We start from the raw sequence: 25,255 nt of genomic DNA, 5'->3' as shown, positions 1-25,255 counted from the left end.
CGGTGAGGTCAGTACTTCACGTTGAGCGTCAGGATGGCCGTGCGACCGGCTGCCTGGCTGGCGTAATGCGCGGTATAGGCCTTGTCGTAATAGAGCTTGTTGAAGACATTCTGCACGTTGACCTGGACCTGCGCCATCTCGTTGATCTTGAACGAGGCATTGGCATCGAAGCGCCAGTAGCTGGGGACCATGCGGGCCAGCGTGCGCGGCAGGACGAGCTGGCCATTGGTGATGGTGCGCGCGCCGACTTCCTGGATGCCGCCATAGACCTTGCTCATGTAGATGGCGCCGCCGCCTACGGTGAACTGCGAGGTCACGTTGTAGTTGGTGAAGGCGGTTAAGCTGTGCTTCGGCGTGTTCGGGAACGGCGTGCCGGTGTTGACCGAGGGCCCGAAGGTCGTGACGCTCTGGCCGGTGACGGTGTCGATGGCCGTCGTGGTGGTGATGCCGCCGTCGACGATTTTCGCGTCCATGTAGGTATAGCCGCCGAAGACGTTCCACTGCGGCGTGATGTTGCCGTTGAAGCCGAATTCGATGCCGCGGATGCGGCGATCGCCGATGAACGCCACGGTGCCGTTTTCACCGGTGGTGCGGGCGTTCTTGGTGCGGGTCTGGAAGGCGGCCAGGGTCAGCGCCAGGGTGTCATCGAAGAGATTCCACTTGGTGCCGACTTCGTAGGACTTGGTCTTTTCCACCTTGAGGGCATTCGTCAGATCCTGCGCGGTCGTGTTCAGCGCATTGCCTTCGCTGCCTTGCGCCAGGAACGAGCCGGGAGGCGTCGCCGAGCTGGACGTGGAGATGTAGATGCTGCTGTCGGCCGTCGGCTTGAAGACGAGGCCCGCCTGGTAGTTCCACAAGTCGTCAGTGCGGCTCACCCAGGTGCGGTTCGCCGTGGACGTCGCGGTCAGGCCGGGGCTGACTTCGGTCTTGTAGTGGTCGTAGCGGCCGCCCAGGTTCAGCAGGAGGTTGTCGGCGATCGTGATCGTGTCGAACAGCGAGGCGCCCCAGCTGTCGACGCGCGAGAGCGTCCAGGTCTTGGGCAGGCTCCGCTCGATCGTCGCCAGCGCCGAGGACGTGTCGCTGGCGTAGCTGACCCAGGGATCGCTCGGGTTCGGATTGTCGACCGAGGTGCAGTTGTAGCGCGCCAGCATGTCGGTGTTGCAGCGCGGGCTCTGCGTCGATCCGGTGGCGATCGCGGCGCCGGTCGCGGCATTGGAGACGTATGTGCCGTTCGCGGCCTTCTCGCGCGCCCATTCGAAGCTGGCGGCGAACGTGTTCTTGAGGCCGAAGGGGGTGACTTCGCCGAACAGGTCGGTCTGGTTGATCAGGCCTTCCGAGTAGCTGTAGCGGGTATTGGCGCGGCGCCATACCTGGCCGCCGGGCGCGGTGATCCTGCCAGTTGCGGCATTGCGAACACCGTAGGCATTGCCCTGCTGGTCGTCAGGCTGGGTCCAGACATAGCGCTGGTCGCTGCGGCCATAGCGCGAGGTGTTGCGCAGGGTGATGCCGTTGTCGAATTCGTGCTGCGCGCGGACCGTGAAGTTGTCGACATTGGTCTTGCGGAAGTCGCGGTCCTCCAGTCCGTAGAAAGCACCGCGCGGACGGTCGACGTCGACGCCGCTGATCGTGGTGTAGCGGTCTGCCGGGCCGGTTTCGGTGATGCCCGCCGGGACGTTGGCCGAAGTATAGAGGTAGGGAATGCCCGAATCCGGCAGTTCGTCGGTTTCGAGGTGATAGTAGCTGACCGTCAGGCTGGTCGGACCGTTCAGGCCGAGCTTGATCGACGGTGCGACGCCCCAGCGCTTGGACCAGATCGCATCGCGTCCGGCCACGTCCTGATCGTGCCACATCGCCGCGACGCGCAGGCCGACGAAGTCGTTGAGCGGCTGGTTCACGTCGAGCGTGGCGCGCTTGTAGTCGTCGGTGCCCAGGCTGCCGCTCGCCGCGATGAAGCGGTCGGCGGTGGGGAGCTTCGAGACCAGGTTGAGGCTGCCGCCCGCACTGCCCCGGCCGCCCATCGAGCTGTCCGAGCCCTTGACGACTTCGATCTGTTCCACCGCGAAGACTTCACGGCTTTGGGCGCCCACGTCGCGCACGCCATCCAGATACGTGCTGGTCTGGCTGTCGAAGCCGCGGATGAAGGGACGGTCGCCCAGCGGGTTGCCGCCTTCGCCGGCGCCCAGCGTGATGCCGGGAACGGTCCGCAGCGCTTCGGTCAGGGAGGCCGAACCGGTGTCCTTGATCACTTGCGCCGGAATGACAGTGATGGAGCGCGGCGTATCGACGAGCGGCGCCGTGTACTTCGGCGAATCGACCTTGTCGGTCTTGTAGCTTTCCTCGTCGATAGCGGTGTCGCTGACGGTGACGCCGCCCAGTCGCGGCGAAGCGGTCTGGCCTTCTTCCTGTGCGATTGCGGGCGTTGCTGCCAGGCCCAGGCAGCTCATCGCCAGATAGGCGGGCGCGACGGCGGCGGACTTGGATCGTAGGCGTGAAAGAGACACGAAAACCCCCTGATGTTGCTATTGCATGTCAACTGGAGGCGCTAATGAGAATGATTTGCGATTCTGGCAAGGATGAATTTTCACGAATTGTAATTATCGTGAAGTAATTATTTCTACGTTCCAAAATCACAACGAGAAAATCGCCGAATGACGAATGTCATCGGCGTTTATGAAGGGATGATATTGTTGATTAGGGCTTGATGTACCTAATCTATATTATTTCTCAGCTTTGATCATTGCTCCTGTCCAGCCTTTTCGGGAAGCGGTAGATGCCGTGGCCGGTTCGCTCGACCCAACCGTCCTTGTGCAGCGTGCTGAGATATTGATGCGTGATGCCCGCCGCCAGGAACTGGGCGGTGGAGGCGGTGGGATGGCGGCGCACGATCTCCAGGGCCCTTGCGCGAAGCGAGCCGGGCGGCGGTTCGGACTTGCCGTCCCATAGCTTGCCGCGCCGGCGGAAGGGTTTGTCGTGAGCGGCAGGGCCCGAGCGCGGCTTGCCGATATATTCGATCCGCAGCGCGGGATTTTGCGAGCTATCGCGCTCCAGCAGCATGGCGCGCGCAGGAAGGCGGCGGACATCGCTTGCCAGCGCGACCGCACAGGCGTTCATCGCCCGCTGCAAGGCATTGGCGAGATGCCAGTTGCCCGACAGCGACGGCCGTTGCAGCGCCGCGATGCGGTGAATGATCGTGTTCTCGTCGCGGCTGATGAAAGGCGCGCCGGATGGAAATACCACGATGTCGTTGGCTTTCGCTTCGCGCGCCAGCCATTCGAAGCTGTCGAGTATGGGGCCGGGAAGGTTCGCCAGAATCCGGCTGTCCACCGGGGCCGCTTTCTGCGGATGGAACAGGCGGCGCAATATCGTCACCAGGCGGCGCTCGCGAAATGCCAGCGATCCCAGCGACACCAACGCACTGGCGGCGGCCTGGTCGCCCACTTCGGCCGGAACATCTTCCAACGCCGGGGCATCGTCGGAACTCCTGGACAGGAGCCGCGGCCGTACATTGTAACGAAGCATTCGCATCGCGCGGGTCTATCGCAGGGCGTCCAGACCGAACGTGAACTGAACCGTTCATGTTCGGTTTAAGGTGCGCGTCCCCCTGCAGGGCTTCGGCCCGGATCCCTTTGACAAGAGCCGCCGCGCGTCGCAATCGACCCGGGTCTCTTACGGAAAAGTTCCTCATGTCGATCCCTTACCGATGGCTCTCGATGCCATCTTCGCTGGCCAGGTTGTCCATCCGGTCCAGGCTGCTTCTGATCGGGACGGTCCTGACCATCGCCGCCCTGATCGCGGCCAGCCTCTCGGTCGAGACGGTGCTCGACACATATGTCCGTCGCAGCCTCAACCAGAGCCTGGACGGCCAGATCGGGCTGCTGTCCCGCAGCGTGCGGCCGAACGGTTCGGTGGACCGGGACATGCTGGTGGAGATCGGGCCGTTCACGCAGTATCGGCGCGGATGGGCCTGGCGGATCGAGACCCCGCGCGAGGCGGTAAGCTCCACGGAACAGATCGGCGCGCTGGACTTCCGGGAAGAGGGGCCGCGCGGGCGGGAGGGACATTTCCGCGCACCGCCGGAACTGCTGCGCACCGGGCGCTCCGGCGATCTCTACGTTCGCCTGTTGGAGAAGCAGACCCCCGGCGGCCCCGTCCGGATCGTCGCGACGGCGCCTCATGCCGTCTACGAGCGGCTGCGCCTCGCGGCCGTGCGCCCGGTCCTGCTCGTCCTCGGCGGTCTGAGCGTCATCCTGCTGGCAACGTCGATCTTCCAGTTGCAGGTCGGCCTGCTGCCGCTCGGCCGCCTGAAGCGCTCCTTCGAGCACGTGCGCAGCGGCCGGATCGCGCGCCTGCCGGTAGATCAACCCGCCGAACTGCGCCCGCTCGTGCAGGAGGCGAACAATCTGCTGGACGAGAACGAAGCCTCGCTGGCCCGGGCGCGTTCACACGTCGCGAACCTGGCGCATAGTCTGAAGACGCCGCTGGCCACGCTCAGCATCAAGCTGAGGGATCCCGCGCGCGATCCGGACGGGGAGCTTCTGGAACTGGCCGGCCAGATCGACCGCGCCATAAGGCACCATCTCGGCCGCGCCCGTGCGGCCTCCCCCGGCGCGCCGGGGCGGCCATCCCTGCTGCTTGCCCCTGCCGTGGCCGACATCGTGGATGCCCTCCAGCGGATATACGTGGATCGCGGGATCGCATTCGCGCCGGTCATTGCCCCGGACATGCTGGTGAAATGCGATCCCCAGGATCTGAGCGAAATGCTGGGCAACCTGCTGGACAACGCCGCGAAGTGGGGCCGGACCACCGTGCGTATCGCCGCGACCGAGCAGGAAAGGGCGATCGCCATCGCCGTGGAAGACGATGGTCCGGGACTGAGCGGCGCGGCACTGAAGCAGGCGCTGCTTCCCGGTCAAAGGCTGGACGAGCGGGGCGACGGCCATGGCTTCGGCCTGTCCATCACCCGCGAACTCGCGGAACTCCACGGGGGGGCGCTGGGATTGACGCGATCGACGATGGGCGGGCTCTGCGCGGTGCTCACGCTGCCGCGCTGAGCGGCGCCATGGTCAGCCCGGCCTCAGGCGATAGCCGCGGCCGCGTACGGTCTCGATCATGTCCGCGCCGATCTTGCGCCGCAGCCGGCCGATGATGACGTCCAGCGAATTGGAATCGGAGTCCACGTGGTACTCGTAGGCCCGCTCCAGCAGCTCGCGCCGGTCCACCACCACGCCCTTGCGCAGCACGAGCGCAGAGAGGACGCGCCATTCGAAGGCCGTGACGCGTAGCGCTATGCCGTCGAGTTCGAAGTGGCCCAGCTGCGCGTCGTAGGCGAGCCGTCCGCAGACCAGCCGCGTTGCCGCATGGCCGTTGGCGCGGCGGATCAGCGCGCGCAGGCGCATCGTCAGTTCCTGGGGCAGGAACGGCTTGGTCATGTAGTCGTCGGCCCCGGCGCGGAAACCCGCCACTTTGTCGGCCCAGGAATCCCGCGCGGTCAGGATCAGGACGGGCAGCGTCAGGCCCTTGTCGCGGCAGTCCTGCAGCAGGGAGATGCCGTCCATCCGGGCCAGGCCCAGATCGAGGACGAGCRCATCGTACCCTTCCGTTGTGGCCAGGTGCAGGCCTTCCTCGCCGTTGTCCGCAAGGTCGACGGCAAAGTTTTCGCTCCGCAGCGTGCGCGCCACTTCAGCCGCGAGGGCGTGATCGTCTTCCACGACAAGAATACGCATCGTCTGTTCGCTTCAATTCCCTTTGCAGCGCCCTTTCGGGGGCGACGTTCGCCGTAAGTCTGCGGATCAGAACCGTGTGGAGATGCTCATCTTGACGCTGGCAGGCAAGCCCTGCGCCAGCAGACTCGACCCGGTCGAGGCCCAATAGCGCTTGCCGGTGACGTTTTCGCCGTAAAGACGCACGGTCGCGGCGCTGCCGGCCAGGTCGAAGCTGTAGCTGGCGCCGAGGTCGAAGGTCTCATAACCCGGCACGAAGGCTTGATTGAGCGCGTTCACCGCGCGGCGGCCGACATGGAACATGCCCGCCGAAACGCGCAGGCCTTCAACTGCCGCCACGCGATATTCGGCGAAGATCGAGCCGGAGAATTTCGAGACGTTCTCGATCATCTTGCCGACGACGGCAGCGTTCCCGGATTTCTGCGCGGCATCGAGCGTGAGCGCGCTGGCCGAGAGTGACAGCCGTGGCAGCACTTCACCCACGATGCTGAATTCCGCGCCTTCGTAGACGGCTTCGGCATCCTGCACGAACAGGTTGGCACTGTTCAGATAGGCCGATGGGCGCTTGATGTGGAAGTAGGCCGCCGTCATCAACACGCCGCGGATCGGCTCGATCTTGATACCGGCCTCCTTCTGCTTGCTGACGGCGGCGGGCAGGATTTCACCCGCGTTGCTGGCGATCTGCTGCGCGATCGGGCCCGGCTCCAGGCCCTCGATATAGTTCGCGTAGAGGTTCGCCCAGGACACCGGCTTCACCATCAGGCCATAGGACCAGGTGCCCGGCTTGATCTTGTAGTTCGAAGTGCGGCTGACGTCGCTGTAGTCGGTCTTGCGGTAGCCGACGGTCGCCTGGAGCCACTCGCCCAGCGATGCGCGGTCCAGGATGTAGATGCCCAGGTCTTCCGCGCGCGAAGGGTTGGCAATGATGCGCGGCGGGGCGGGCTGCTGGGGGATCTCCACCGGGTCGTAGAGGTTCTGCGCGAAGCTGTAGCGCACCGCGGTGGGCACGTTGCTGTCGCGGGTATAGTAGGAAATGCCGATCAGGATATTGTGCCTGATCGGCCCGGTCTCGAACGAACCCGAGATGTCGCCGCGATAGATGACGTTCTTGTAGTCGTTGCCGCGCGTCATCGCCACCGTGATGCGGCCGTCGCCGGTATCGAGATTGTAGCCGCCGAACGAGGAATAGGCGCGGCTGCGCGTCAGGTAGGATTGGCCCGCAGCCAGGGAAACGCGCCAGTTCGGCGTGAAATCGTAGTTCAGGCGGGCCAGCAGGTTGGTTTCCCATCCGCGGCCCTGCATCCAGGACGCGCCCAGATTCTTGGACGCGGGCTGCAGGGGAGGAAGGGCGATCGTGCCGTTCACGGCGGCAGGCAGGCTGAACTCGGTGGGCTCGGTCACGGTCTTGAAGTTGTATTCCGCGTCGAGAAGCACCTCCAGTCCATCGAGCGGGCGCCAGTCGAACGCGCCTGAAACAAAGCGCCGCGAACCGGAGCTACGCTTGATCCCGGTCTCCACCGTCGAGGCGCCGCCATTGACGCGCAGACCGGCGGTGCCGAAATTCCGGGCGACATCGAAATTGGCGCCCAGCGATCCGTTGCTGTCTCCCTGGAAGTCGATGCGGTTGACGGGCACGGCCTGGGGGCGCTCGGTCACCAGGTTGATGATGCCGGACGGCGTGGCAAAGCCGTAATAGAGCCCGGCCGCGCCCTTGAGCACTTCGATGCGATCCTTGCTCTCGATCGGCTGCTCGACGAGGTTGACGATCGGCAGGACGCCGTTCCAGCGCACATTCGTGAAGTTGCTGAGCGTGATCCCGCGGATGGCGAGGTTGCTGTAGATCGCGCTGTTGATCTGGGCCTGGGTGACGCCGGGGGTGTTGCGAACCGCGTCGATCACCGAGCGGGCCTGCTGCGCCTCCAGCAGGTCTTTCGTCAGGACGGCAATGGTAAGCGGCGTATCGCGCAGGCGAGCGTCCCGGAACGTACCGGCCTGCACGAAGTCGGCGCTGAAGCTGTCACGCCGGTCCGCAGTGACGACGATGTCCTCGGCACGCGTCGCCTCTGGTTGTTCCGCTGTCTGAGCGAGAGCGATTCCCGGCAGCATCCCCACCACCGCAACACCGCAAAGCGCCGCGCACCGCAATTTCCCATGTCCCCGCATGTCGCACCCTCAATGAATTTTGCGAGCGTGTTGCGTAAATGCGAAGCATTTGCAACTGGCGTGTGGAGGACTTTTCAGCTTTTCGACCGAAGCCGTTTCTTCAAATGGCTTTCGAAGACGAGGCTGCGGAAGGCGAAATCGCCTTCAAGATGGACTTCGAGACCCGTGAAACTCGCACTCGCGGCCTGAGCCGCACCTGGGATGCCAGCGCTGCGAATGCGCACGATGATGCAAGGCTCCCGATGCAAGGGAGCTGAATGCGTGGAATATTCTAAAGCGTATTTCCGGGAACCTCTCGCCTTACTTATGTCAGAGCGCATCAATTACCGGGCAGTCGAAGACCCCGCCTTGAGCATGAGAGTCCGGCACAACTGGCTGATAGTAGTCGCCAAGCCGGACGCTTCCCGAAGGGTCAGGCTGAACGGATGAAGGCGATTGCAGAGGCAAGGTCTGGCATCTCGATCTTCCTCGGCCCTCTATGTGGACTGGTGTTCCGCTTAGCAATTGACCTCAGCCAGTTTATGGCATTAATACTCCGACAATTGGGAGGAGAGGATGCTTCGAACATTCAGGCGGTGGCCGGGACGGGTCACGATGGTTCTCGCTGCAGGCAGTCTTTTCGTTTCTGCGAGCGGAACGGCTCAAGACTCGGAGAAGGCGGCGAAGACGTTGCGCTCGGAGGTGTCTATTTCGGTAGACAGCGGCGGTCCGACGATCGATCCCAACATCTACGGCCAATTTGTCGAGCATCTCGGGCGAGGCGTGTACGAGGGGATCTGGGTAGGCACAGGTTCCGCCATCCCGAATGTGCGTGGCATTCGCTCGGACGTGGTCACCGCCTTGCGCCGCATCAAGGTTCCGAACATCCGCTGGCCGGGCGGCTGTTTTGCGGATGGCTATCATTGGCGGGATGGCATCGGTCCCGCCGACAAGCGGCCGCGCGGGATCAATGCCGCCTGGGACAAATCTCCGGAAACCAATGCCTTCGGCACGCATGAGTTCATGGATTTCCTGGACCAGATCGGCGCCAGGCCGTTCGTTTCGGTGAACCTCGGCAGCGGCAGCGTTCGGGAGGCCGACGACTGGCTTCGCTACATGACCGCCCCGCAGGACAGTGCGCCGGGGCAGGAGCGGGCGGCGAACGGTCATGCGGCACCCTGGGAAGTGCCTTTCATCGGCGTCGGCAATGAGAGCTGGGGTTGCGGCGGCAATATGACCGCGGACACTTATGCCGCGGCCTTCCGGCATTATGCCGCTTTCTTGCGCACATACTCCGGCGAGCGGGCGAAGCTCATCGCCGTGGGCGCAGATACCGACGATTATGCGTGGACGGACCGCGTGATGGCGCAGGCGATGAAGTGGCGCCCGCAGCCGACCCCCTTGTCGCTGACGACGGACCGGCCGCTGCTCTGGGGCCTGTCGCTGCACTTCTACACGTTCGCCGGCAACGATTGGCATGCCAAGGGACGGAACGTGGGCTTCGACGAGGCCGGCTGGGCGGCGGCACTGGCGCGTGCGGACCTTACCGACGAACTGATCCGCCGCCATTCGGAGGTCATGGATCGCTACGATCCCGAAAAGCGCGTCGCGCTCGCGGTGGACGAATGGGGTGCCTGGTTCCAGAGCGAGAAGAACGCCCCTTCGCAGCTCTATCTGGAAAGCACCCTGCGTGATGCGCTGATCGCAGCGAAGAGCCTCAATATCTTCAACCGCCATGCCGACCGGGTGAGAATGGCGAACCTGGCGCAGATGGTGAACGTCATCCAGTCGCTGGTGCTGACGCAAGGTGCAAAGATGGTGGTCACCCCGACGTACCACGTCTTCGAGATGTACCAGGTCCATCAGGGGGCGCAGGCCTTGCCCGCCACGGTGCGGACGCCGGATTACGTGCAGGGAGACGTTCGCTTGCCCTCCATCGACGTTTCGGCATCGCGCGATGCGAGCGGCAAGCTGCATGTGACGATCGCCAATCTCGATCCGGGGCGCGCCAACAAGCTGAACATCCGCCTGGATGGCGGCCGCTGGCACCGCGCGAACGCCAGGGTGCTCACCGCCGACCGGATCGATACCCGCATCACGTTCGACAAGGCGGACCCGTTCGTCCCGCGGCCGCTGCCGGCCCGCCTCGCCGGCGGCGGCGTGGACCTCGAACTGCCGGCTAGGTCGGTAACGGTGCTGGAAGTGGAATGAGATGCGCCGACGGGCCATCGAGAGGAGTCAGGAAAATGAAGGTGAAGTTTGCCTGTCTGGCAGCAATCGGGCTTGCTGCCTTCGGCGCTTCCGCCACGTTTGGCATGGCGCAGCCCGGCGGCGGCGTGCCGGAAAAGCAGCTTGAGATCGTGCAGAGCCTTGCCGATCAAAAAGCCTCGCTGGTTCCTTCGGCTTCTGCGCTTACCGCTTATCTGTTGGTCTACTTCAAGGACGAGACCCATTCCCTGCACATCGCGGTCTCGCGCGACGGCTATTCCTTCACGGACGTCAACGGCGGCAAGCCGGTGCTGGAGGGCCGCGACATCGCCGAACAGAAGGGCATTCGCGATCCCCATATCATGCGCGGACCCGATGGCGCCTTCTACCTCAGCATGACCGATCTTCACATTTACGCGCAGCGGGAGGGACTGCGGGAAACGGAATGGGAACAGCCGAAGGAAACACATGGCTGGGGCAACAACCGCTCGCTGATATTCATGAAGTCCCGCGATCTGATCCACTGGACTCATGCCATCGTCCCCGTTGACAAGCTTTTTCCCGAAACTTCTCGCCTCGGCGCGGCCTGGGCGCCAGAGACGCTCTTCGATCCCAAGGCCCGCAAGATGATGGTCTATTACACCACGCGCGACGGAGCCGGGACGGAACACATGGTCTATTCCTATGCCGACGACGCGTTCACGACGCTTACCCTGCCACCGCGTCCGCTGTTCACGTACCCCAAGGCCAATGTCGGCTCGATCGATGGAGACATCACCCGCGTCGGAAAAGAGTATCGCCTGTTCTACGTCGCGCACGAGAAGCCCGGCCATCTTCGCCAGGCCGTCTCCGACAGGATCGACGGCGGCTATCGTTTCGATCCCAAACCCGTCGATCCCGAGACCGTGGGAACCGAAGCACCCAATCTCTGGCGCCGGGCCGGAACGAACACCTATGTGCTGATGTACGACGTGTTCGGCGCCAGGCCGAACAACATGGGCTTCTCCGAAACGAGCGACTTCAAGCACTTCCGCAACCTCGGCCGGTTCAACGACCCCGGCTCGCCGATGAAGGCCACCAACTTCGCCGGTCCGAAGCACGGCGCGGTAATGCCGATCACGCCCGGCGAAGCCGCGCGCCTCGAGCGGCATTTTGCAGGGGGGTGATGGATAGAAGCAAGGTCGGTACGCGGTATCTTTCCCAAGGTCCTCAAGTCGGCAGCTTATTCAGGGTCCGATTTTTTGCTCCAAGCGCGGACCGGCCGGCTTGCCTTCCTGAATGGGCAGGACTGCCCCAAGCTGGCATCCATTCATCAATACTTGACTGATCGTTCCATAACGCCTATCTGGCACATCATGGCAAGACCAAGGGAATTCGATCAGGACAAAGCGCTGCACGCAGCCATGGCGGTATTCCGCGAACATGGCTTCGAGGGCACGTCGGCCGGGATGCTGGTCGATGCCATGGGCATTGGGCGGCAGAGTCTTTACAACACCTTTGGCGATAAATGGCAGCTCTACCAGATGGCGCTGCGCCGCTATGCTGCCGATGAAACCGGCGAGCATATCGCCATGCTGCAAAGCAAGCCGCGCGCCATCGACGGTATCCAGACGATGGTCGACCGGGTGGTCGACAATGCCCGGGATGCCTGCCTCGGCGTCGGCTCGATCTGCGAATTCGGCCGTAGCCGGCCGGAACTGGTCGCCATCCGCGACGCTGCCGACGCTGCCATGCGGGCCATCCTGACCGATACGATAGCGCGCGCGCAGGCCGAGGGGGATGTTGCCCGGGATGTGTCTGCCGATACGATCGCTTCGTTCATCGTGATGAGCTTTTCCGGTTTGCGGATTGCCGCGCGGGCCGGTGCGGGAGACGAGGACTTGCGTGCTCTTGGCGATCTGGCCCTACGCGCTTTGCGATAGGCGCCGGACGTCTTTTTATTTGCCTAATTATGGAACGATCATTCAATAAAAGGATACGGAAAATGAAGGCCATCGTGATGACCGGAGTAGGCGGGGCGGACGTGCTCGACCTGGCTGACGTTCCCGAGCCGCCTGCCACACCCGGAGCTGGCGAGGTTCTCGTCGAGATTGCCGCTGCCGGCGTCAATTTCATGGACATCGGCGTTCGCCAGGGCATGGCCTGGGCGGAAATGCCCAATCCCAAGATCCTGGGTGTGGAAGGTRCAGGCCGCATCGTCGCGGCGGGCGCGGGTGTTGCCATGGCTGTCGGCCAGCGCGTCGCCTGGGTCTACGCACCGGGCAGCTATGCCGGGAAGATCATGCTGCCGGCAGAATCGCTCGTGGCCATCCCCGATGGGCTGGATGACCGAACCGCAGCCGCGATCATGATGCAGGGCCTTACGGCCAGCCATTTCGCCACGGATTTCCACCCTGTCCAGGCAGGCGAGATCGCCCTCGTTCATGCGGCGGCGGGCGGACTGGGGCTGCTGCTGACCCAGATCGTGAAACTGCGGGGAGGGACCGTTATCGGCCGCGTGTCGAGCGCGGACAAAGTGGCCGCCGCCAGGGAAGCGGGCGCTGACCATGTCATCGTCGATGCCAAGGGGGATTTTGCCTCGCAAGTGCTGGCGCTGACCGGCGGCGAAGGCGTGCATGTGGTTTATGACGGCTCCGGGCCGACGACATTTCAGGGATCGATCGATTCTCTCCGGCGGAGCGCGACCTTCTGCTGGTACGGCCCCGTTCTGGGCGGCCCTGGCCCGATCGATCTCCTCGCCCTGCCGCGCAGCATCAAGCTCGGCTACGCAGTCTTCTCCGATCATATCCATAGCCCCGAACGGTTTCGGCAGCACGCCGCGCGCCTGTTCGATTGGGTTCTGAAGGGCGATCTCAAGGTGCGGTTCGGCGGCGTCTACCCGTTGGGCGATGCGGCGCAGGCGCACCGCGACATGGAAAGCCGCGCGACCACCGGCAAGCTGCTGCTGATCCCCTGATTCTCCCCACCATCATTCTCAAGAAAGGACTTGCCATGAATATCGAACCCGCGACCAGGACTGCGCTCGTCTTCGGCGGATCACGCGGCATTGGCGCTGCCGCCGTCAAACGACTGGCGCAGGACGGCTATTCCGTTGGCTTTACTTACGTCAACAGCGAAGAACAGGCCGGCGCACTGGCCGAAACCATCGCCGAGCAAGGCGGAGAGGCCCTGGCAATTCGGGCCGATAGCCAAGACCCTGCCGCGATCACCGCAGCCGTTGCCCGCTTCGTCGATCGCTTCGAAAAGATCGACCTCGTCCTCGTCAATGCCGGCCTGTTCCGCATGAACAGGATCGAGGCGGTCGCGCTCGATGAACTGGACGGCATGCTGGCAGTGAACGTCCGCGGCGTCTATCTGTCGATACAGGCGGCCGCGCCGCACATCGTCGATGGCGGACGCATCGTCACGATCGGCAGCAATGTCGCGATCCGCACCGGATTTGCCGGATCGAGCGTCTACCAGATGACGAAAGGGGCGGTCGCGGCCATGGTCAAGGGCGTCGCCCTGGACCTGGCGCCGCGCAGGATCACCGTCAACAACATCCAGCCGGGGCCGACCGACACCGACATCAACGCGGGTTCCATCGACATGCTCTCCCAGATGAGCCCGTTGAAGCGCGTGGCAAAGCCTGAGGAAATCGCCGGTTTGGTGTCCTATCTGGCCCGCGAGGAAGCGGGATATATCACAGGGGCGAGCCTCACCATCGATGGTGGATTCACGTTATAGGCGCCGGTCCTCCGCTGTTTCCTGCACTAGCGGCCGTTCACCCGGCCGCTAGTGCCCGGCGCATGCTGGTCGAGGCCGGAGCGACACTTTGCGAGCCGAAATGCCGTTCGCCTCAACTTCGAAAGCGAAGCGTCTCGATGAGGATCGAGAATGCGGGAGGCAATTGGCGACGGTCCGGATAATAGAGGTGATAGCCGGAGAAGGGCGGGCACCAGTCCTCCAGAACCCGCACGAGCTTGCCTGCCTTCAGCAACGCCTCTGCCTGATCCTCCATGACGCAAGCGAGTCCGATACCCTCGGCCGCTGCTGCCAGGATCATGGGTACGTCGTTGAGGATCAGCGGGCCTTCGACGCGGACATTGAGATCACGGCCATCGCGGCCGAATTCCCATGTGTAGAGCCCGCCTTTGGTCTGCATGCGGATATTGATGCAGGCGTGGTCGGTCAGGTCATGGGGCGTCCGCGGGCTGCCGTGCGATTGGAAGTAGGACGGCGCACCGACCACGGCCATGCGCAGCTCAGGGCCGATGCGCACCGCGATCATGTCTTTGGCGACCTGTTCGCCAAGCCGTATGCCGGCATCGAAGCGCTCGGCGATGATGTCGGTCAGGTGACTGTCGATGGAGATCTCGACCGTTACCTCGGGATAGTCCTTCAGCAGCTTTCCGACTGCCGGCCAGAGAATCGTCTCGGCGGCATGACGGCTCGACGTGATCCGGACCTTTCCGGCCGGACGTTCGCGCAGGGCACTGAGCGCCGAAAGCCGGGCGTCGATCTCGTCGAACGCCGGACGAAGGGTGGCGATCAATTGCTCGCCTGCATCGGTCGGTGCGACGTTTCGCGTGTTACGGGTGAGGAGCTTCACGCCCATTCCGGCTTCGAGGCGGCGCACGATCTGGCTGATCGCCGACTGTGACGTGCCGAGCGTTGCGGCAGCCCGGGTGAAGCTGCGTGCTTCGGCAACGGCGAGAAAGACGGCAAGATCGCTCAGCTCCTCCCGTTTCATTGATAAGCTCCAGATATAAGAACATGCAGAACTTAGCGTCTAATAGCTGAAAGAGCTACGGCCTATATGGATCTCCGTTGACGGCGGAGGCGCGCGGCGCCCGCCCATTTCGGAGACGGACCGTGACCAGAGACGTGATTGTAGTGATCGGAGCCGGCGGCATTGGCCAGGCCATCGCACGGCGGCAGGGGTGCGGCAGGGCGATCCTGCTGGCCGACTGGAATGAGGATACGCTCGCGCACGCCGCGTCCGAGCTGGCCGCCGCCAGCTACGATGTGACCACGCAACAGGTCGATGTGTCCTCGCGCGCTTCGGTCAAGGCGCTCGCAGCAATCGCCGCGGCGATGGGTCCGGTCAGGCAGGTCGTCAACACCGCCGGCCTTTCGCCCAACATGGCGCCCGTGGAAAAGATTCTCGAAGTGGACCTCTATGGGTCGGCGGTCGTGTTCGAGGAGTTCGGCAAGGTGATTGCCAGCGGCGGGGCGGGTCTGGTCGTCTCCAGCATGGCGGGCCACATGATGCGCCAGCTTCCCGAGGACGATGAAAAGCAGCTGGCCCATGCTCCGGCCGACGAACTGCTGGCACTTCCGTGCCTGCAGGCCGACGCGATCCCCGACACGCTGGTCGCCTATATGGTCGCCAAGCGTGCCAATATCCTGCGGGTGCAGGCCGAAGCGGTTCGCTGGGGCGAGCGCGGCGCCCGCGTCAACGCCATCAGTCCCGGCATCGTCATGACGCCGCTCGGCCGCCACGAGCTGAACTCCGATATAGGCCACATCTTTCGGGCGATGGTGGATGCCTCGGCCGCGAAACGGATGGCGCCTCCCGAAGAAATCGCGATTGCCGCGAGCTTTCTTCTGGGTCCTGACGCCGGCTTCATCACCGGCAGTGACTTGCTGATCGACGGCGGTGTCATCGCGGCGATGCGCGCCGGCAAGCTGCCGCCCCCCGGCTGATCGCCGCTTGCGGTAAACCCTGTACACTCTCTCGAAGGACCATTTTCCATGAAGCAACGCAATCTGGGAAGTCTGGCCGTCAGCGAAATCGGCTTCGGCACGATGAGCTTCGCCTCTACTTATGGCGCATCCCCCGACCATGCCGAAGCGATCCGCGTCATTCGCGGTGCGCATGATATCGGCGTGACCTTCTTCGACACGGCGGAAGCCTATGGCCCCTGGACCAATGAGGAACTGGTCGGCGAAGCGCTGCGCCCGATCCGCGACGAGGTTGTGATCGCCACCAAATTCGGCTTCGATATCGACCCGCGCACCGGGGAACGTGGCGCGGGGGTCAACAGCCGTCCGGATCATGTGCGACAGGTCGTCGATGCGAGCCTCAGGCGTCTCGGTATCGAGACCATCGACCTGCTCTACCAGCACCGGGTCGATCCGGCGGTGCCGATCGAGGATGTGGCGGGCACGGTCAAGGATCTGATCGCTGCCGGCAAGGTCAGGCACTTCGGTCTTTCCGAAGCCGCCGCCGGCACCATTCGCCGGGCTCATGCGGTGCAGCCCGTCACCGCCATCCAGAGCGAATATTCGCTGTGGACGCGCGATCCCGAGCCGGACGTGCTGCCGCTCTGCGCAGAACTGGGCATCGGCTTCGTACCCTGGAGCCCCTTGGGTGCCGGCTATCTCACCGGCAAGATCGATCCCTCGACCCCGATCGGCAGCAGCGACTTCCGGGCTGGATCGCCGCGTTTCACGAAAGAGGCGCGCACGGCCAACCAGGCGCTGGTCGATCTCCTTTCCGGAATCGCGGCCGGGAAGCAGGCGACGCCGGCACAGGTTGCGCTGGCCTGGCTGCTCGCCCGTGCGCCGTTCATCGTGCCGATCCCCGGAACGCGGCGCCTTGACCGCGTGCAGGAAAATATAGGCGCCGCCGATGTCGTCCTGACCAGCGACGATCTTGAAGAGATCGAGCGCGCGGTAGCGGCGATCGAAATCCACGGCGAGCGCCTTCCCGCCGCCGTCCTCGAACTCTCTTACCGCTAATCGGAAGGAACACGCCATGAAGATGCGCAAACTCGGCCGGGATGGCCTCACCGTATCCGCCCTTGGCTTCGGCTGCATGGGCCTGGACTTCAGCTATGGCCATCGCCTCACCCGTGAGGAGGGCATCACCCTGATCCGTCAGGCGGCCGATCGCGGCGTCACCTTCTTCGACACCGCCGAGATCTATGGCCCCTTCACCAATGAGGACATGGTGGGCGAAGCCCTGCGCCCGATCCGCGACCAGGTGGTGATCGCCAGCAAGTTCGGCTTCGACATCGATCCGGAGACATCCGAAAACCGTGGCGTATCGAGCCGCCCGGAGAACATCCGTGGCCATGTCGAGCGCTCGCTCAAGCGGCTTGGGGTCGAGACGGTCGATCTCATCTACCAGCACCGTGTCGATCCGGCCGTGCCGATCGAGGATGTCGCGGGTGTCGTCCGCGACCTGATCGTCGAGGGCAAGGCGAAGGCCTTCGGTCTCTCGGAGCCGGGCGTGCGGACGCTGCGTCGCGCCCATGCCGTGCAGCCGGTCAGCGCCGTCCAGAACGAATATTCGCTATGGTGGCGTGCCCCTGAGACCAATGGCATCCTCGATGCCTGTGATGAGCTTGGGATCGGCTTCGTACCTTACAGCCCGCTCGGCAAAGGCTTCCTCACCGGCGCGATGAGTGCAGGAACCAAGCTGGAGAAAGGCGACTTCCGTGCCACTATTCCGCGTTTTCAGCCGGAAGCTCTGGCCAAGAATGAGGCCTTCGTCGACCTGCTCAAGCAGATCGCGGCGGACAAGGGCGCGACGCCTGCGCAGATCGCGCTCGCATGGCTGCTCGCGCAGCGCGACTATATCGTGCCCATTCCCGGCACGACCAAGCTGCACCGGCTCGAAGAAAACCTCGGCGCTGCAACGGTGGAACTGACCGAAGCGGATCGCGACCGGATCAAGACGGCGCTTGCCGGTCTTGAAGTGGAAGGCGAGCGCTACACGCCCGCCGCCAACGCCATGGCGGGTATCGACGCCCCCGAGAAGGAGTAAGGGCAAGCGCGAAGTCGTCGTCGTTGTCAGATCTGGATCTATCGGCCAGGCCATTGCCCGGCGCCTCGGCGTGGGCAAGACCGTGCTGCTGGCCGATCTGCGGTCCGAAAATGCCGAGACTGCCGCCAAAGTGCTGAGCGATGCGGGCGACGATGCCCGCACCGCCAGCTTTCCAAGCGGGGCAACGGCTTGCGCCTGCAGGCGCAAGCCRTCCGCTGGGGGCGTCGCGGTGCCCGCATCAATGCGATCAGCCCCGGCATCGTTATCACGCCGCTCGCCAATGACGAACTCAAGGGGCCGCTCCTGCTCAGCCGGCGACGATGCCGGCGTATTCGGGATGGTTGCGGAAGAAAATCTGGAGGAAAGGGCAGCGGAGAATGGCCTGTCGGCAGGTCTCGCCAATGATTTCGAAAGTCCCCTGGGCAAGGTGAGACCCTAAGCCGCGGCCTGAAAATTCCGCGGGAACCTCGGTATGGAGAAGGACGAGGCGGCCGGCCTCGTCGATGCGGTAATTGATGATCGCCATGGCTTGATCGGGAAGCGAAAGCTCGAACCGAAGCTCGCGAATGTTTTCATGTACTTTACCGGGCATGGCTCTTCTCCGCTTTTTCCGTGCCCCAGCATAAAAGCGGGCCGACTAGCCGACAGGACCAAGGCTCGGCGAAACCTCTGTACCGTGGATCGAAACGGCCCAGCGCGTCGCCAAATCGGATAGCGCCTTTCGGGCGGAGGCAAGCGCTGCGGCCCGTTCGGCGGCGGCGGCAAACTGCAAAGGCTGCGCATCCACGAAATGAGGCGCGGCGATGCCGATGAACCCGAAAGCCGCTCGCAGTGCGGGGGTGAGGGCGTCCATGCCGTGAAATGGCGAGCCGGGTCGCAGATCGACGCCTCGGGTCGTCAGGAACAACGTGGGCTTGCCGGACAGCAGGCCCTCGAAGCCGCCATCGTCCCGGGTCCGATACGTGAGGCCGGCCCTGACGATATTGTCGATGAAAGCCTTGAAGGTGGAAGGCATGGACCAGTTGTGCATGGGCATGGCGAAAAGCAGGGCATCGGCGCCCAGCAGCCGGGCGCACAAACGATCGGAACTGGCCAGTTCGGCGGTCATCTCACGCGTGCGCTCATGCTGGGGCGTGTAAGTCGCTGCCGCAAAGAGTGCGGTCGGGTGCGGCGGCGTCTCCGCCGAAAGATCCAGATGGTCGGCCGACAGCGTTGGGAGGTGCGAGCAAAGCTGGTCCACAAAATATCGGCTCAGCTCGCGGGAATCGGAGCGGTCAGCCTTGGGGCTGGCGTCGACGTGCAGCAGTTTCATGGTTCATGCCTCGACGAGAGTGGACAGGCTCGTGTCTGGAGGTGCGAGCCCGGCGATCAGCCGTTCCAGCGTGTCGCAGGCGCGATCCAGGACATTCCCGCGCAGGTTGGTCACGCAGAGGAGCAGGCCGGGATCGGCCTTGCTGCGATCGTGGCGCCAGACGGAAAGCGGCGCGGGCGCAATGCCGTGGCGGACAGCCTCACGGCTGAGCGCGACATCGTCCACTCCTTTTGGCAGCCGTAGCACCATTGCCAGGCCGGCGAACGATTCCGGCGCGTCGTGCCCGGCCAACCGGTCCCGCAGACCATCGCGCCGCGCTTTGTAGAGCGCCTTCATCTGCCGCAAGTGGCGCAGGAAATGACCGTCCGCGATAAAGTCGGCAACGGCGAGCTGGGTCGTCAGGTTGGGGGCTGGATTGAGGCATGCCGCCACTTCTCCAAAGCGCTCGGCCAGGGATAATGGCGCGACGACGAAGCCAAGTCCCAGGGCAGGGCTGAGTGTCTTGCCGAAGGTTCCGACGTGGATCACCCGCTCGGACCTGTCGCCCGCCATCAGGGCCGGTGCGGCGCGTCCGCCGAGTTGCAGTTCGCTGAGATAGTCGTCCTCGACGATCCACCCGCCATGCCGCTCGGCCCAGGCGATCAGTTCCTTGCGGCGGCGGTTCGACATGGTCACGCCCGTTGGCGCCTGCTGGCCGGGCGTGACGATGGCAACGGCGGCATCGGAAGCCAGCGCCATGCCGCTGGCAATATCGAGCCCCTCGCCGTCCACCGGAACGGGGACGATATCCAGACCCGCGAATTCCAGTGCCATGCGCGCAATCGGATAGCCGGGGTCTTCTACCCATGCCCGGCGGCCCTGCAATTGCAGGACGAGCAAGGTCAGGCAGAGGCCGTTCTTGTAGCCGCTGGTCAGGATCACCTGATCGGGATGGCAATGGATGCCGCGCGTGATCGCGAGATTGGCCGCGATCTGGGCGCGCAGTTCCGGGCGGCCGCGCGGATCGGGAACGCCGACCGGAGCGCCGGCATCCTCTCTGACCGCTCGGGTTCTGAGCCGGGCCCAGAGCTTGGCGGGAAAGGCATCCTGTGCCGGCACACCCATCTGGAACGGCAGCGGGCGCTGGAAGAAGCCATGCTCGATCTCGCTGAGCGGCGGCGCGATCCGGATGGGTTCGGCGGCCGGCGCGGCCGATGCGTTGGAAGCGCGGAGCTGCGCAACGCGGGTGCCGGCCGCGCCGGAGGGTACCACGAGAAATTCGTCTTCCAGGCTTTCGTACGCCGCTTTTACGGTCCCTCGCGAAACGCCCAGTTGCGCCGCAAGGTCGAGCCAGGAGGGAAGCCGGGCGCCGGGCTCAAGCTGGCCATCGAGAATGGCCGTGCGCAAAGTGGCGGTGATCTGTGTCGTCAGGGGTACGGGCCGCGCCCGGTCGATGGCGAACGCAAGCGTCGCCGGATGGGTTAGTGCATCCACGTCATCACCTCATGGTGCTGGTTTATCTTGGAACAGGCTTTGCAGGCTATGTGTACAATTGTGCACTGTCGAGCCGAGCATGCCCTATCCCAAGGTCTAGGCTGTGCTGGCCTCGGTATGGCTTGGTACAGGTGGATTGTCGGATCTCGCGCCTGCATTCGCCTCCGTCGCGGCCGTTACCCTTCATGCTCCCATTCGGCAGCATCGGCATCGAACAGACATGCAGGACATCCAGAGCGCCCCACCGGCGAGCCGCGAAAAGCTCATGCACGCCCTCTATGAGGCGGCCGAGCTGGAGCAGAACCTTATGTGCACTTACCTCTACGCGGCGTTCAGCCTGAAGGACGGCGAAGGGGAAGGCCTTTCCGCGCAGGAAGCCGAGGCCGTCGCGCGCTGGCGGCGCACCATTCTCGACGTCGCGATCGACGAGATGAACCATCTGGTCGCGGTCTGGAATATTACCGCAGCGCTCGGCGGGGCACCGCAGTTCGGCCGCACGAACTTCCCCTTGTCACCGGGCTATCTGCCGGCTGGCATTTCCGTAAAACTGGCGCCTTTCGGTGACGAGGTCATCCAGCATTTCATCCATCTCGAACGGCCGCAAAGTTCCGACGAACCGGATGGAGCAGGCTTCGAGACGGCGGGGCCCAGCCGGACGCCGGTGCCGCCCAGGCTCACGCCCGCAGGCTATGACTATGCGATGATCGGCATCTTCTACGAGACGCTGGAGGACGAGCTTCGCCGGCTTGTCGGCCAGCTTGGGGAAGCGCAGGTGTTTTGCGGCGAACCCGCGCTTCAACTGACCGCGGCGCAAGTCGGGATGGCCGGCGATCCGGTTACGGGGCTTGAAAGCGCGCTGGCGGCACTGAAGCGCATTGTCGAGGAAGGGGAGGGCGCGCCGGAGCATGTCGATGGTTCGCATTTCCAGCGCTTCGTTGCGGTGCGCGATGAACTGCGCGAACTGACGGCACGCAATCCGGCCTTCGCTCCGGCATGGCCCTGCGCCGAGAATCCGGTCTTGCGCAAACCGCCGCGTCCCGAGGGGCGCGTGTGGTTGGAAGATCCAGAGGCGGTGGCGACGGTGGATCTCGCCAATGCCATCTATGCCCTGGCGCTGCGGCTGCTGGGCGGAACTTACCTGATCCCGGCGCAGGATTCGGAAAAAGCCCTTTACGCGGGGTGCGCTATCGGCCTGATGCACGGCATCGCTCATGTCGCAGCGCGCGCCGCGCGGCTTCCGGCCGGGGCTTCCCATCCGGGTGTGAACGCCGGAATCACCTTCACGGCGCTGCGCAACGCTGCGGCGCTTCCGCATGGGCCCTCCGCTCGGCGGTTTTACGTCGAGCGGGTGGAAGAGCTTGCTGGCGTGGCGGCAAGCCTCGACCAGAGCGATCCGCATTGCCGCAGCGCGTCGGCCTTGCTCGACAAGATGGTGCAGCGCCTCAAAGGGACGCCGCCGCCATCGCCCACGAGGGTGTCACGGTGACCGAGGGAAAGGCCATGACCGTCAGCTTCGAGGGGCGACGCTGCATTCATTCCCGCATGTGCGTGACCCGAGCGCCAGACAGTTTTCTGGCCGATCGTGCCGGGGACTGGATTTTCCCCGATGCGACCGACCCGGAACTGGTCAGCGCCGTCATTCGCGAATGTCCCTCGGGCGCGCTGCAATACAGCCGCAAGGACGGCCACAATGAACCGGCACCTCAGGTCAACCTCATCGCCGTGCGCGAAAACGGACCTTATGCCGTGCGCGCGCAGCTGGCGATCGATGGCGTGTCCGACGGCTACCGCGCTGCCCTCTGCCGGTGCGGAGCATCGCGCCGCAAGCCCTGGTGCGACAAGTCGCATGTCGCTTCCGGTTTCCAGGCGTCGGGCGAACCCGACACGCGCGAAAGCCAGGCGCTGGCGGTTCGCGATGGGCCGCTGGCGATAGCGCCTGAAACGGATGGTCCGCTGCACATCGCCGGCAATCTGGAAATCGTTAGCGGCACGGGGCGGATCGTGTCGCGGGTCACAGAGACGCGGCTGTGCCGGTGCGGCGGCAGCAGCACCAAGCCGTTCTGCGACGGCACGCACCGCAGGATCGGCTTTCACAGCGAATAAAGGAGCATTCGGACATGAGCAGTCTGCAAGGCAAAGTTGCCGTCGTCACGGGAGGCAGCAGCGGCATCGGTCTCGCCACGGCGCGTCTTTTCGTGAAGCATGGCGCCCGCGTGGTGATTACGGGCCGCCGTCAGGACACGCTCGATGCGGCCCTGGCAGAGATAGGCGATGGCGCGATGGCCATCCAGGGCGACGTCGCCGATCTGGCGCATCACGACGATGTGGCCCGTATCGTGCGCCAGGCGTTCGGCGGGGCCGACATTTACGTCGCCAATGCCGGCGTCAACACGATCACGCCTGCTCACGAGGTGACGGTAGCCGAATTCGATCAGCAATTCGGTATCAACACGCGCGGCACGTTTTTCGGCGTCCAGAAGATCACGCCTTTGCTGCGCTACGGCGCATCCGTCGTGGTGGTAGGCTCCCTCGCCAGCGAGCGGGTGCTGGCGGGCCATGCGGTCTATGCCGGGACCAAGGCGGCGCTGGGCGCCTTTGCCCGCAGCTGGGCCGTGGAACTGAGCGGCCGGGGCATCAGGGTCAACATGCTAAGCCCCGGACCCACCGATACCGCCATCATCGAAAAGCTGGGTGTCCCGGAGGCGGAATTGGAGGGTTTCATAGCCGGGATGTCGGCGGCGATTCCGCTTGGGCGGCTCGGCGCACCGGACGAACTGGCCCGCGCGGCGCTGTTCCTGGCTTCGGACGAGAGCAGCTTCGTAACGGGCATAAATCTTCGCGTCGATGGAGGGATGGCGCTGCTCTAGGACTTGTGCGCCATAACGTGGACTCGTATGATCCACGTTATGGCGCACATTACCGTCAGCGTGGAATACGGCATGCACTCGCTCCTCTGGCTGGTGGGCGAGAGCGATCGACCGCGCAGCGGCCGGGATTTGGCGGCGTTCCAGGGCATTCCTCCCAGCTATCTCCTCAAGATATTGGCCAAGCTGGAGAAAGCGGGAATCGTCCGTGCTTTCGAGGGCGCCCGCGGCGGCTTCCGATTGGGACGTCCGCCCGAAGAGATAACCTTGCTTGATGTTGTCGACGCGATCGAGGGGCGCAAGCCGCTGTTCGATTGCCAGGAAGTGCGGGGGCGCTGCGCCCTCTTCCAGCCGGAGCGACCGGCCTGGGCCGACCACGGCGTCTGTTCGATCCATGCCGCGATGCTGCAAGCCGAAAAGGCGATGCGCAGTTCGCTGGCGGCGCAGACGCTCGCCCAGATATCCGCCTCCGTTGCGACCAAGGCGCCCGATACGTTTTCGGCTTCCGTCAGCGACTGGTTCGAGAACCGCAAGGCGCAGCCGGCCCAGCGGACGGGAGAGGGCACATGATGGACATCGCAATTGCCGCGGGACAGCCGCTGGTCATCGTGGTCGACGATGACGAGGAAATCCGCATGGCCATCGCCGAACTCATGCTCTCGGTCGGGATAGAGGCGGCCTGCTATGCCTCCACCCGGGAACTTCTGGCGGTGCCGCTTCCGGATCGGCCCTGCTGCCTGATACTCGATGTGCGAATGCCGGGGGCGAGCGGCCTCGATCTTCAGCATCATCTGGTCGCGGCGGGCAATGCCAAGCCGATCGTCTTCCTGACCGGGCATGGCGATATCCCGATGTCGGTTCAGGCCATGAAAGCCGGCGCCGTGGACTTCCTGACGAAGCCGGTGCGCGACCAGACGCTGATCGATGCGGTAACCGCCGGTATCGAGCGCGATATTGCCCAGAGCGCCGAGCGCGCCCGCGTACGGCGGCATGTGGAGCGCTTCCAGAGCCTGACCCCGCGCGAGGAACAAGTGCTGCGCGAAGTCGCTCGCGGCCGTCTCAACAAGCAGATCGCCTACGATCTCGGCATCAGTGAGATCACGGTGAAACTCCATCGCGGCAATGTGATGAAGAAAATGGAGGCCGCTTCGCTCGGAGAACTGATCCGCGCCTGGGAAAGCCTGCCCACGGAGTTGCGGGAAGCGGTAGGGACCTAGACCTTGGTATAGTTATAATCCCGGGCGGTTTGGCGGCAAATTGGAAGGGCGGCCGCAGGCCCGAACCACAAGGGTATTTCTTTGGCATCCGCCCCGACAGTTGCAATTATCGATGACGATGAGGACGTCCGTGAAGCCTTGTGCGAACTGCTTGAAGTGATGGGCTTCGTCTGCCGCCCCTTCGAAGGGGGAAGCGCGTTTCTTGCGGCATTTCCGTCTGGCCGGTTCGACTGCGTCATCACCGACATTCGCATGCCGGAGATCAATGGGCTGGACGTGATCGATCGCCTGAAGGAGCTTGGCGCAGGGACACCGGTGATCGTTCTCACATCGGCCATGGATGAACACAGCCGCCAGAGAGCCGTGGCAGGTGGGGCCTGCGCCTATCTCATGAAGCCGGTCGACGATGCGATGATGCTCGCGAGCCTTGAGCGCGCGTTGAGCGGATCGGGTTCCGATCCCCGTACGGATGCCGGATGACATGAAGCAGGGCCCTCAACACCCAGAGCGGCCTGCATTCCCCGCAGCGAGCGATATTCATGGCATGGAGCTGCCGTGCTTCC

24 protein-coding genes are annotated in these 25,255 nt (G+C 64.2%); 16 read left to right on the top strand and 8 right to left on the bottom strand.

Going from position 1 to position 25,255, the window contains the following annotated elements; translation table 11 throughout:
- Positions 1-8: 8 nt before the first annotated feature.
- Positions 9-2,501, bottom strand: coding sequence for a TonB-dependent receptor (locus tag AB4Z00_RS05055; RefSeq protein WP_442045173.1), 2,493 nt, complete (start codon positions 2,499-2,501; stop codon positions 9-11).
- A gap of 223 nt (positions 2,502-2,724) precedes the next feature.
- Positions 2,725-3,525 (bottom strand): type IV toxin-antitoxin system AbiEi family antitoxin domain-containing protein, encoded by an 801-nt coding sequence (locus tag AB4Z00_RS05050; RefSeq protein ID WP_442045172.1) that lies wholly within the window; start codon positions 3,523-3,525, stop codon positions 2,725-2,727.
- Positions 3,526-3,683: 158 nt separating this feature from the next.
- Here AB4Z00_RS05050 and AB4Z00_RS05045 point away from each other — a divergent pair, with 158 nt between their 5' ends.
- Positions 3,684-5,051, top strand: a complete 1,368-nt coding sequence (locus AB4Z00_RS05045) for a sensor histidine kinase (RefSeq protein ID WP_442045171.1) — start codon at positions 3,684-3,686, stop codon at positions 5,049-5,051.
- A 12-nt stretch (positions 5,052-5,063) separates the two neighbouring features.
- Here AB4Z00_RS05045 and AB4Z00_RS05040 read toward each other — a convergent pair whose 3' ends face one another.
- Together AB4Z00_RS05040 and AB4Z00_RS05035 are read right to left on the bottom strand one after the other, a co-directional pair.
- A complete protein-coding gene (locus tag AB4Z00_RS05040; protein ID WP_442045170.1) occupies positions 5,064-5,723 on the bottom strand; it encodes a response regulator transcription factor in 660 nt (219 codons plus the stop codon).
- A 66-nt stretch (positions 5,724-5,789) separates the two neighbouring features.
- Positions 5,790-7,826, bottom strand: coding sequence for a TonB-dependent siderophore receptor (locus AB4Z00_RS05035; RefSeq protein ID WP_442045169.1), 2,037 nt, complete (start codon positions 7,824-7,826; stop codon positions 5,790-5,792).
- Positions 7,827-7,987: 161 nt separating this feature from the next.
- Here AB4Z00_RS05035 and AB4Z00_RS05030 point away from each other — a divergent pair, with 161 nt between their 5' ends.
- The 6 genes from AB4Z00_RS05030 to AB4Z00_RS05005 all read left to right on the top strand — a co-directional run bounded on the left by AB4Z00_RS05030 (position 7,988) and on the right by AB4Z00_RS05005 (position 13,796).
- Positions 7,988-8,140: a hypothetical protein gene (locus AB4Z00_RS05030; protein ID WP_442045168.1), complete on the top strand. Its 153-nt coding sequence runs from the start codon at positions 7,988-7,990 to the stop codon at positions 8,138-8,140.
- A gap of 424 nt (positions 8,141-8,564) precedes the next feature.
- Entirely contained in the window at positions 8,565-10,073 is a 1,509-nt protein-coding gene (locus tag AB4Z00_RS05025; protein ID WP_442045167.1) for an alpha-N-arabinofuranosidase, read from the top strand.
- Between the two features lie 35 nt (positions 10,074-10,108).
- Complete coding sequence (locus AB4Z00_RS05020; RefSeq protein WP_442045166.1) at positions 10,109-11,236, top strand: glycoside hydrolase family 43 protein; 1,128 nt, start codon at positions 10,109-10,111, stop codon at positions 11,234-11,236.
- 75 nt (positions 11,237-11,311) lie between these two features.
- Positions 11,312-11,992: a TetR/AcrR family transcriptional regulator gene (locus AB4Z00_RS05015; protein ID WP_442045165.1), complete on the top strand. Its 681-nt coding sequence runs from the start codon at positions 11,312-11,314 to the stop codon at positions 11,990-11,992.
- A gap of 62 nt (positions 11,993-12,054) precedes the next feature.
- Complete coding sequence (locus AB4Z00_RS05010) at positions 12,055-13,026, top strand: quinone oxidoreductase family protein (protein WP_442045164.1); 972 nt, start codon at positions 12,055-12,057, stop codon at positions 13,024-13,026.
- Positions 13,027-13,061: 35 nt separating this feature from the next.
- Entirely contained in the window at positions 13,062-13,796 is a 735-nt protein-coding gene (locus AB4Z00_RS05005; protein WP_442045163.1) for an SDR family NAD(P)-dependent oxidoreductase, read from the top strand.
- A 112-nt stretch (positions 13,797-13,908) separates the two neighbouring features.
- Here AB4Z00_RS05005 and AB4Z00_RS05000 read toward each other — a convergent pair whose 3' ends face one another.
- Positions 13,909-14,802, bottom strand: a complete 894-nt coding sequence (locus AB4Z00_RS05000) for a LysR family transcriptional regulator (protein ID WP_442045162.1) — start codon at positions 14,800-14,802, stop codon at positions 13,909-13,911.
- Between the two features lie 77 nt (positions 14,803-14,879).
- Between AB4Z00_RS05000 and AB4Z00_RS04995 the strand changes: the two genes are divergently transcribed.
- Genes AB4Z00_RS04995 through AB4Z00_RS04985 form a run of 3 tightly spaced genes read left to right on the top strand, consistent with a single transcriptional unit; the run spans position 14,880 to position 17,826 of the window.
- On the top strand, positions 14,880-15,758 hold the full coding sequence (locus tag AB4Z00_RS04995; protein WP_442045161.1) for an SDR family oxidoreductase: 879 nt from the start codon (positions 14,880-14,882) through the stop codon (positions 15,756-15,758).
- A gap of 48 nt (positions 15,759-15,806) precedes the next feature.
- On the top strand, positions 15,807-16,796 hold the full coding sequence (locus AB4Z00_RS04990; RefSeq protein ID WP_442045160.1) for an aldo/keto reductase: 990 nt from the start codon (positions 15,807-15,809) through the stop codon (positions 16,794-16,796).
- Positions 16,797-16,812: 16 nt separating this feature from the next.
- The gene (locus AB4Z00_RS04985) at positions 16,813-17,826 is read left to right on the top strand and encodes an aldo/keto reductase (RefSeq protein WP_134093580.1); all 1,014 of its coding nucleotides are present in this window, start codon (positions 16,813-16,815) and stop codon (positions 17,824-17,826) included.
- A gap of 307 nt (positions 17,827-18,133) precedes the next feature.
- On the opposite strand, the gene AB4Z00_RS04980 is transcribed toward AB4Z00_RS04985, so the two are convergent.
- Genes AB4Z00_RS04980 through pdxR form a run of 3 tightly spaced genes read right to left on the bottom strand, consistent with a single transcriptional unit; the run spans position 18,134 to position 20,611 of the window.
- The gene (locus tag AB4Z00_RS04980) at positions 18,134-18,418 is read right to left on the bottom strand and encodes a GNAT family N-acetyltransferase (protein WP_442045159.1); all 285 of its coding nucleotides are present in this window, start codon (positions 18,416-18,418) and stop codon (positions 18,134-18,136) included.
- Between the two features lie 45 nt (positions 18,419-18,463).
- Positions 18,464-19,138: an FMN-dependent NADH-azoreductase gene (locus AB4Z00_RS04975; RefSeq protein WP_442045158.1), complete on the bottom strand. Its 675-nt coding sequence runs from the start codon at positions 19,136-19,138 to the stop codon at positions 18,464-18,466.
- A 3-nt stretch (positions 19,139-19,141) separates the two neighbouring features.
- Complete coding sequence (pdxR, locus tag AB4Z00_RS04970) at positions 19,142-20,611, bottom strand: MocR-like pyridoxine biosynthesis transcription factor PdxR (protein ID WP_442045157.1); 1,470 nt, start codon at positions 20,609-20,611, stop codon at positions 19,142-19,144.
- A 220-nt stretch (positions 20,612-20,831) separates the two neighbouring features.
- Here pdxR and AB4Z00_RS04965 point away from each other — a divergent pair, with 220 nt between their 5' ends.
- From AB4Z00_RS04965 to AB4Z00_RS04940, 6 genes are all read left to right on the top strand, one after another.
- Positions 20,832-22,097 (top strand): ferritin-like domain-containing protein, encoded by a 1,266-nt coding sequence (locus AB4Z00_RS04965; protein ID WP_442045156.1) that lies wholly within the window; start codon positions 20,832-20,834, stop codon positions 22,095-22,097.
- Positions 22,094-22,714, top strand: a complete 621-nt coding sequence (locus AB4Z00_RS04960; protein ID WP_442045155.1) for a CDGSH iron-sulfur domain-containing protein — start codon at positions 22,094-22,096, stop codon at positions 22,712-22,714. The genes AB4Z00_RS04965 and AB4Z00_RS04960 overlap by 4 nt, the downstream gene beginning before the upstream one ends.
- Before the next feature lie 14 nt (positions 22,715-22,728).
- Positions 22,729-23,478, top strand: a complete 750-nt coding sequence (locus AB4Z00_RS04955) for a glucose 1-dehydrogenase (RefSeq protein WP_442045154.1) — start codon at positions 22,729-22,731, stop codon at positions 23,476-23,478.
- A gap of 39 nt (positions 23,479-23,517) precedes the next feature.
- The gene (locus AB4Z00_RS04950) at positions 23,518-24,045 is read left to right on the top strand and encodes an RrF2 family transcriptional regulator (RefSeq protein ID WP_442045153.1); all 528 of its coding nucleotides are present in this window, start codon (positions 23,518-23,520) and stop codon (positions 24,043-24,045) included.
- A complete protein-coding gene (locus AB4Z00_RS04945; RefSeq protein WP_442045152.1) occupies positions 24,042-24,692 on the top strand; it encodes a response regulator transcription factor in 651 nt (216 codons plus the stop codon). The genes AB4Z00_RS04950 and AB4Z00_RS04945 overlap by 4 nt, the downstream gene beginning before the upstream one ends.
- Before the next feature lie 81 nt (positions 24,693-24,773).
- The gene (locus tag AB4Z00_RS04940; RefSeq protein WP_442045151.1) at positions 24,774-25,172 is read left to right on the top strand and encodes a response regulator transcription factor; all 399 of its coding nucleotides are present in this window, start codon (positions 24,774-24,776) and stop codon (positions 25,170-25,172) included.
- The last annotated feature ends 83 nt before the right edge of the window (positions 25,173-25,255 follow it).

It is taken from the genome of Novosphingobium sp. YAF33 (genome assembly GCF_052113265.1).
Classification (GTDB): domain Bacteria; phylum Pseudomonadota; class Alphaproteobacteria; order Sphingomonadales; family Sphingomonadaceae; genus Novosphingobium.
This window is presented reverse-complemented; position numbering and strand designations above follow the sequence as displayed.

Excerpts from the sequence above, each read along its gene's own strand:
- AB4Z00_RS05050 (WP_442045172.1), bottom strand. The coding sequence starts at position 3,525 with ATGCGAATGCTTCGTTACAATGTACGGCCGCGGCTCCTGTCCAGGAGT.
- AB4Z00_RS05045 (WP_442045171.1), top strand. The coding sequence starts at position 3,684 with ATGTCGATCCCTTACCGATGGCTCTCGATGCCATCTTCGCTGGCCAGG.
- AB4Z00_RS05035 (WP_442045169.1), bottom strand. The coding sequence starts at position 7,826 with ATGCTGCCGGGAATCGCTCTCGCTCAGACAGCGGAACAACCAGAGGCG.
- AB4Z00_RS05030 (WP_442045168.1), top strand. The coding sequence starts at position 7,988 with ATGGCTTTCGAAGACGAGGCTGCGGAAGGCGAAATCGCCTTCAAGATG.
- AB4Z00_RS05020 (WP_442045166.1), top strand. The coding sequence starts at position 10,109 with ATGAAGGTGAAGTTTGCCTGTCTGGCAGCAATCGGGCTTGCTGCCTTC.
- AB4Z00_RS05005 (WP_442045163.1), top strand. The coding sequence starts at position 13,062 with ATGAATATCGAACCCGCGACCAGGACTGCGCTCGTCTTCGGCGGATCA.
- AB4Z00_RS05000 (WP_442045162.1), bottom strand. The coding sequence starts at position 14,802 with ATGAAACGGGAGGAGCTGAGCGATCTTGCCGTCTTTCTCGCCGTTGCC.
- AB4Z00_RS04990 (WP_442045160.1), top strand. The coding sequence starts at position 15,807 with ATGAAGCAACGCAATCTGGGAAGTCTGGCCGTCAGCGAAATCGGCTTC.
- AB4Z00_RS04985 (WP_134093580.1), top strand. The coding sequence starts at position 16,813 with ATGAAGATGCGCAAACTCGGCCGGGATGGCCTCACCGTATCCGCCCTT.
- AB4Z00_RS04980 (WP_442045159.1), bottom strand. The coding sequence starts at position 18,418 with ATGCCCGGTAAAGTACATGAAAACATTCGCGAGCTTCGGTTCGAGCTT.
- AB4Z00_RS04975 (WP_442045158.1), bottom strand. The coding sequence starts at position 19,138 with ATGAAACTGCTGCACGTCGACGCCAGCCCCAAGGCTGACCGCTCCGAT.
- AB4Z00_RS04965 (WP_442045156.1), top strand. The coding sequence starts at position 20,832 with ATGCAGGACATCCAGAGCGCCCCACCGGCGAGCCGCGAAAAGCTCATG.
- AB4Z00_RS04955 (WP_442045154.1), top strand. The coding sequence starts at position 22,729 with ATGAGCAGTCTGCAAGGCAAAGTTGCCGTCGTCACGGGAGGCAGCAGC.
- AB4Z00_RS04950 (WP_442045153.1), top strand. The coding sequence starts at position 23,518 with ATGGCGCACATTACCGTCAGCGTGGAATACGGCATGCACTCGCTCCTC.
- AB4Z00_RS04945 (WP_442045152.1), top strand. The coding sequence starts at position 24,042 with ATGATGGACATCGCAATTGCCGCGGGACAGCCGCTGGTCATCGTGGTC.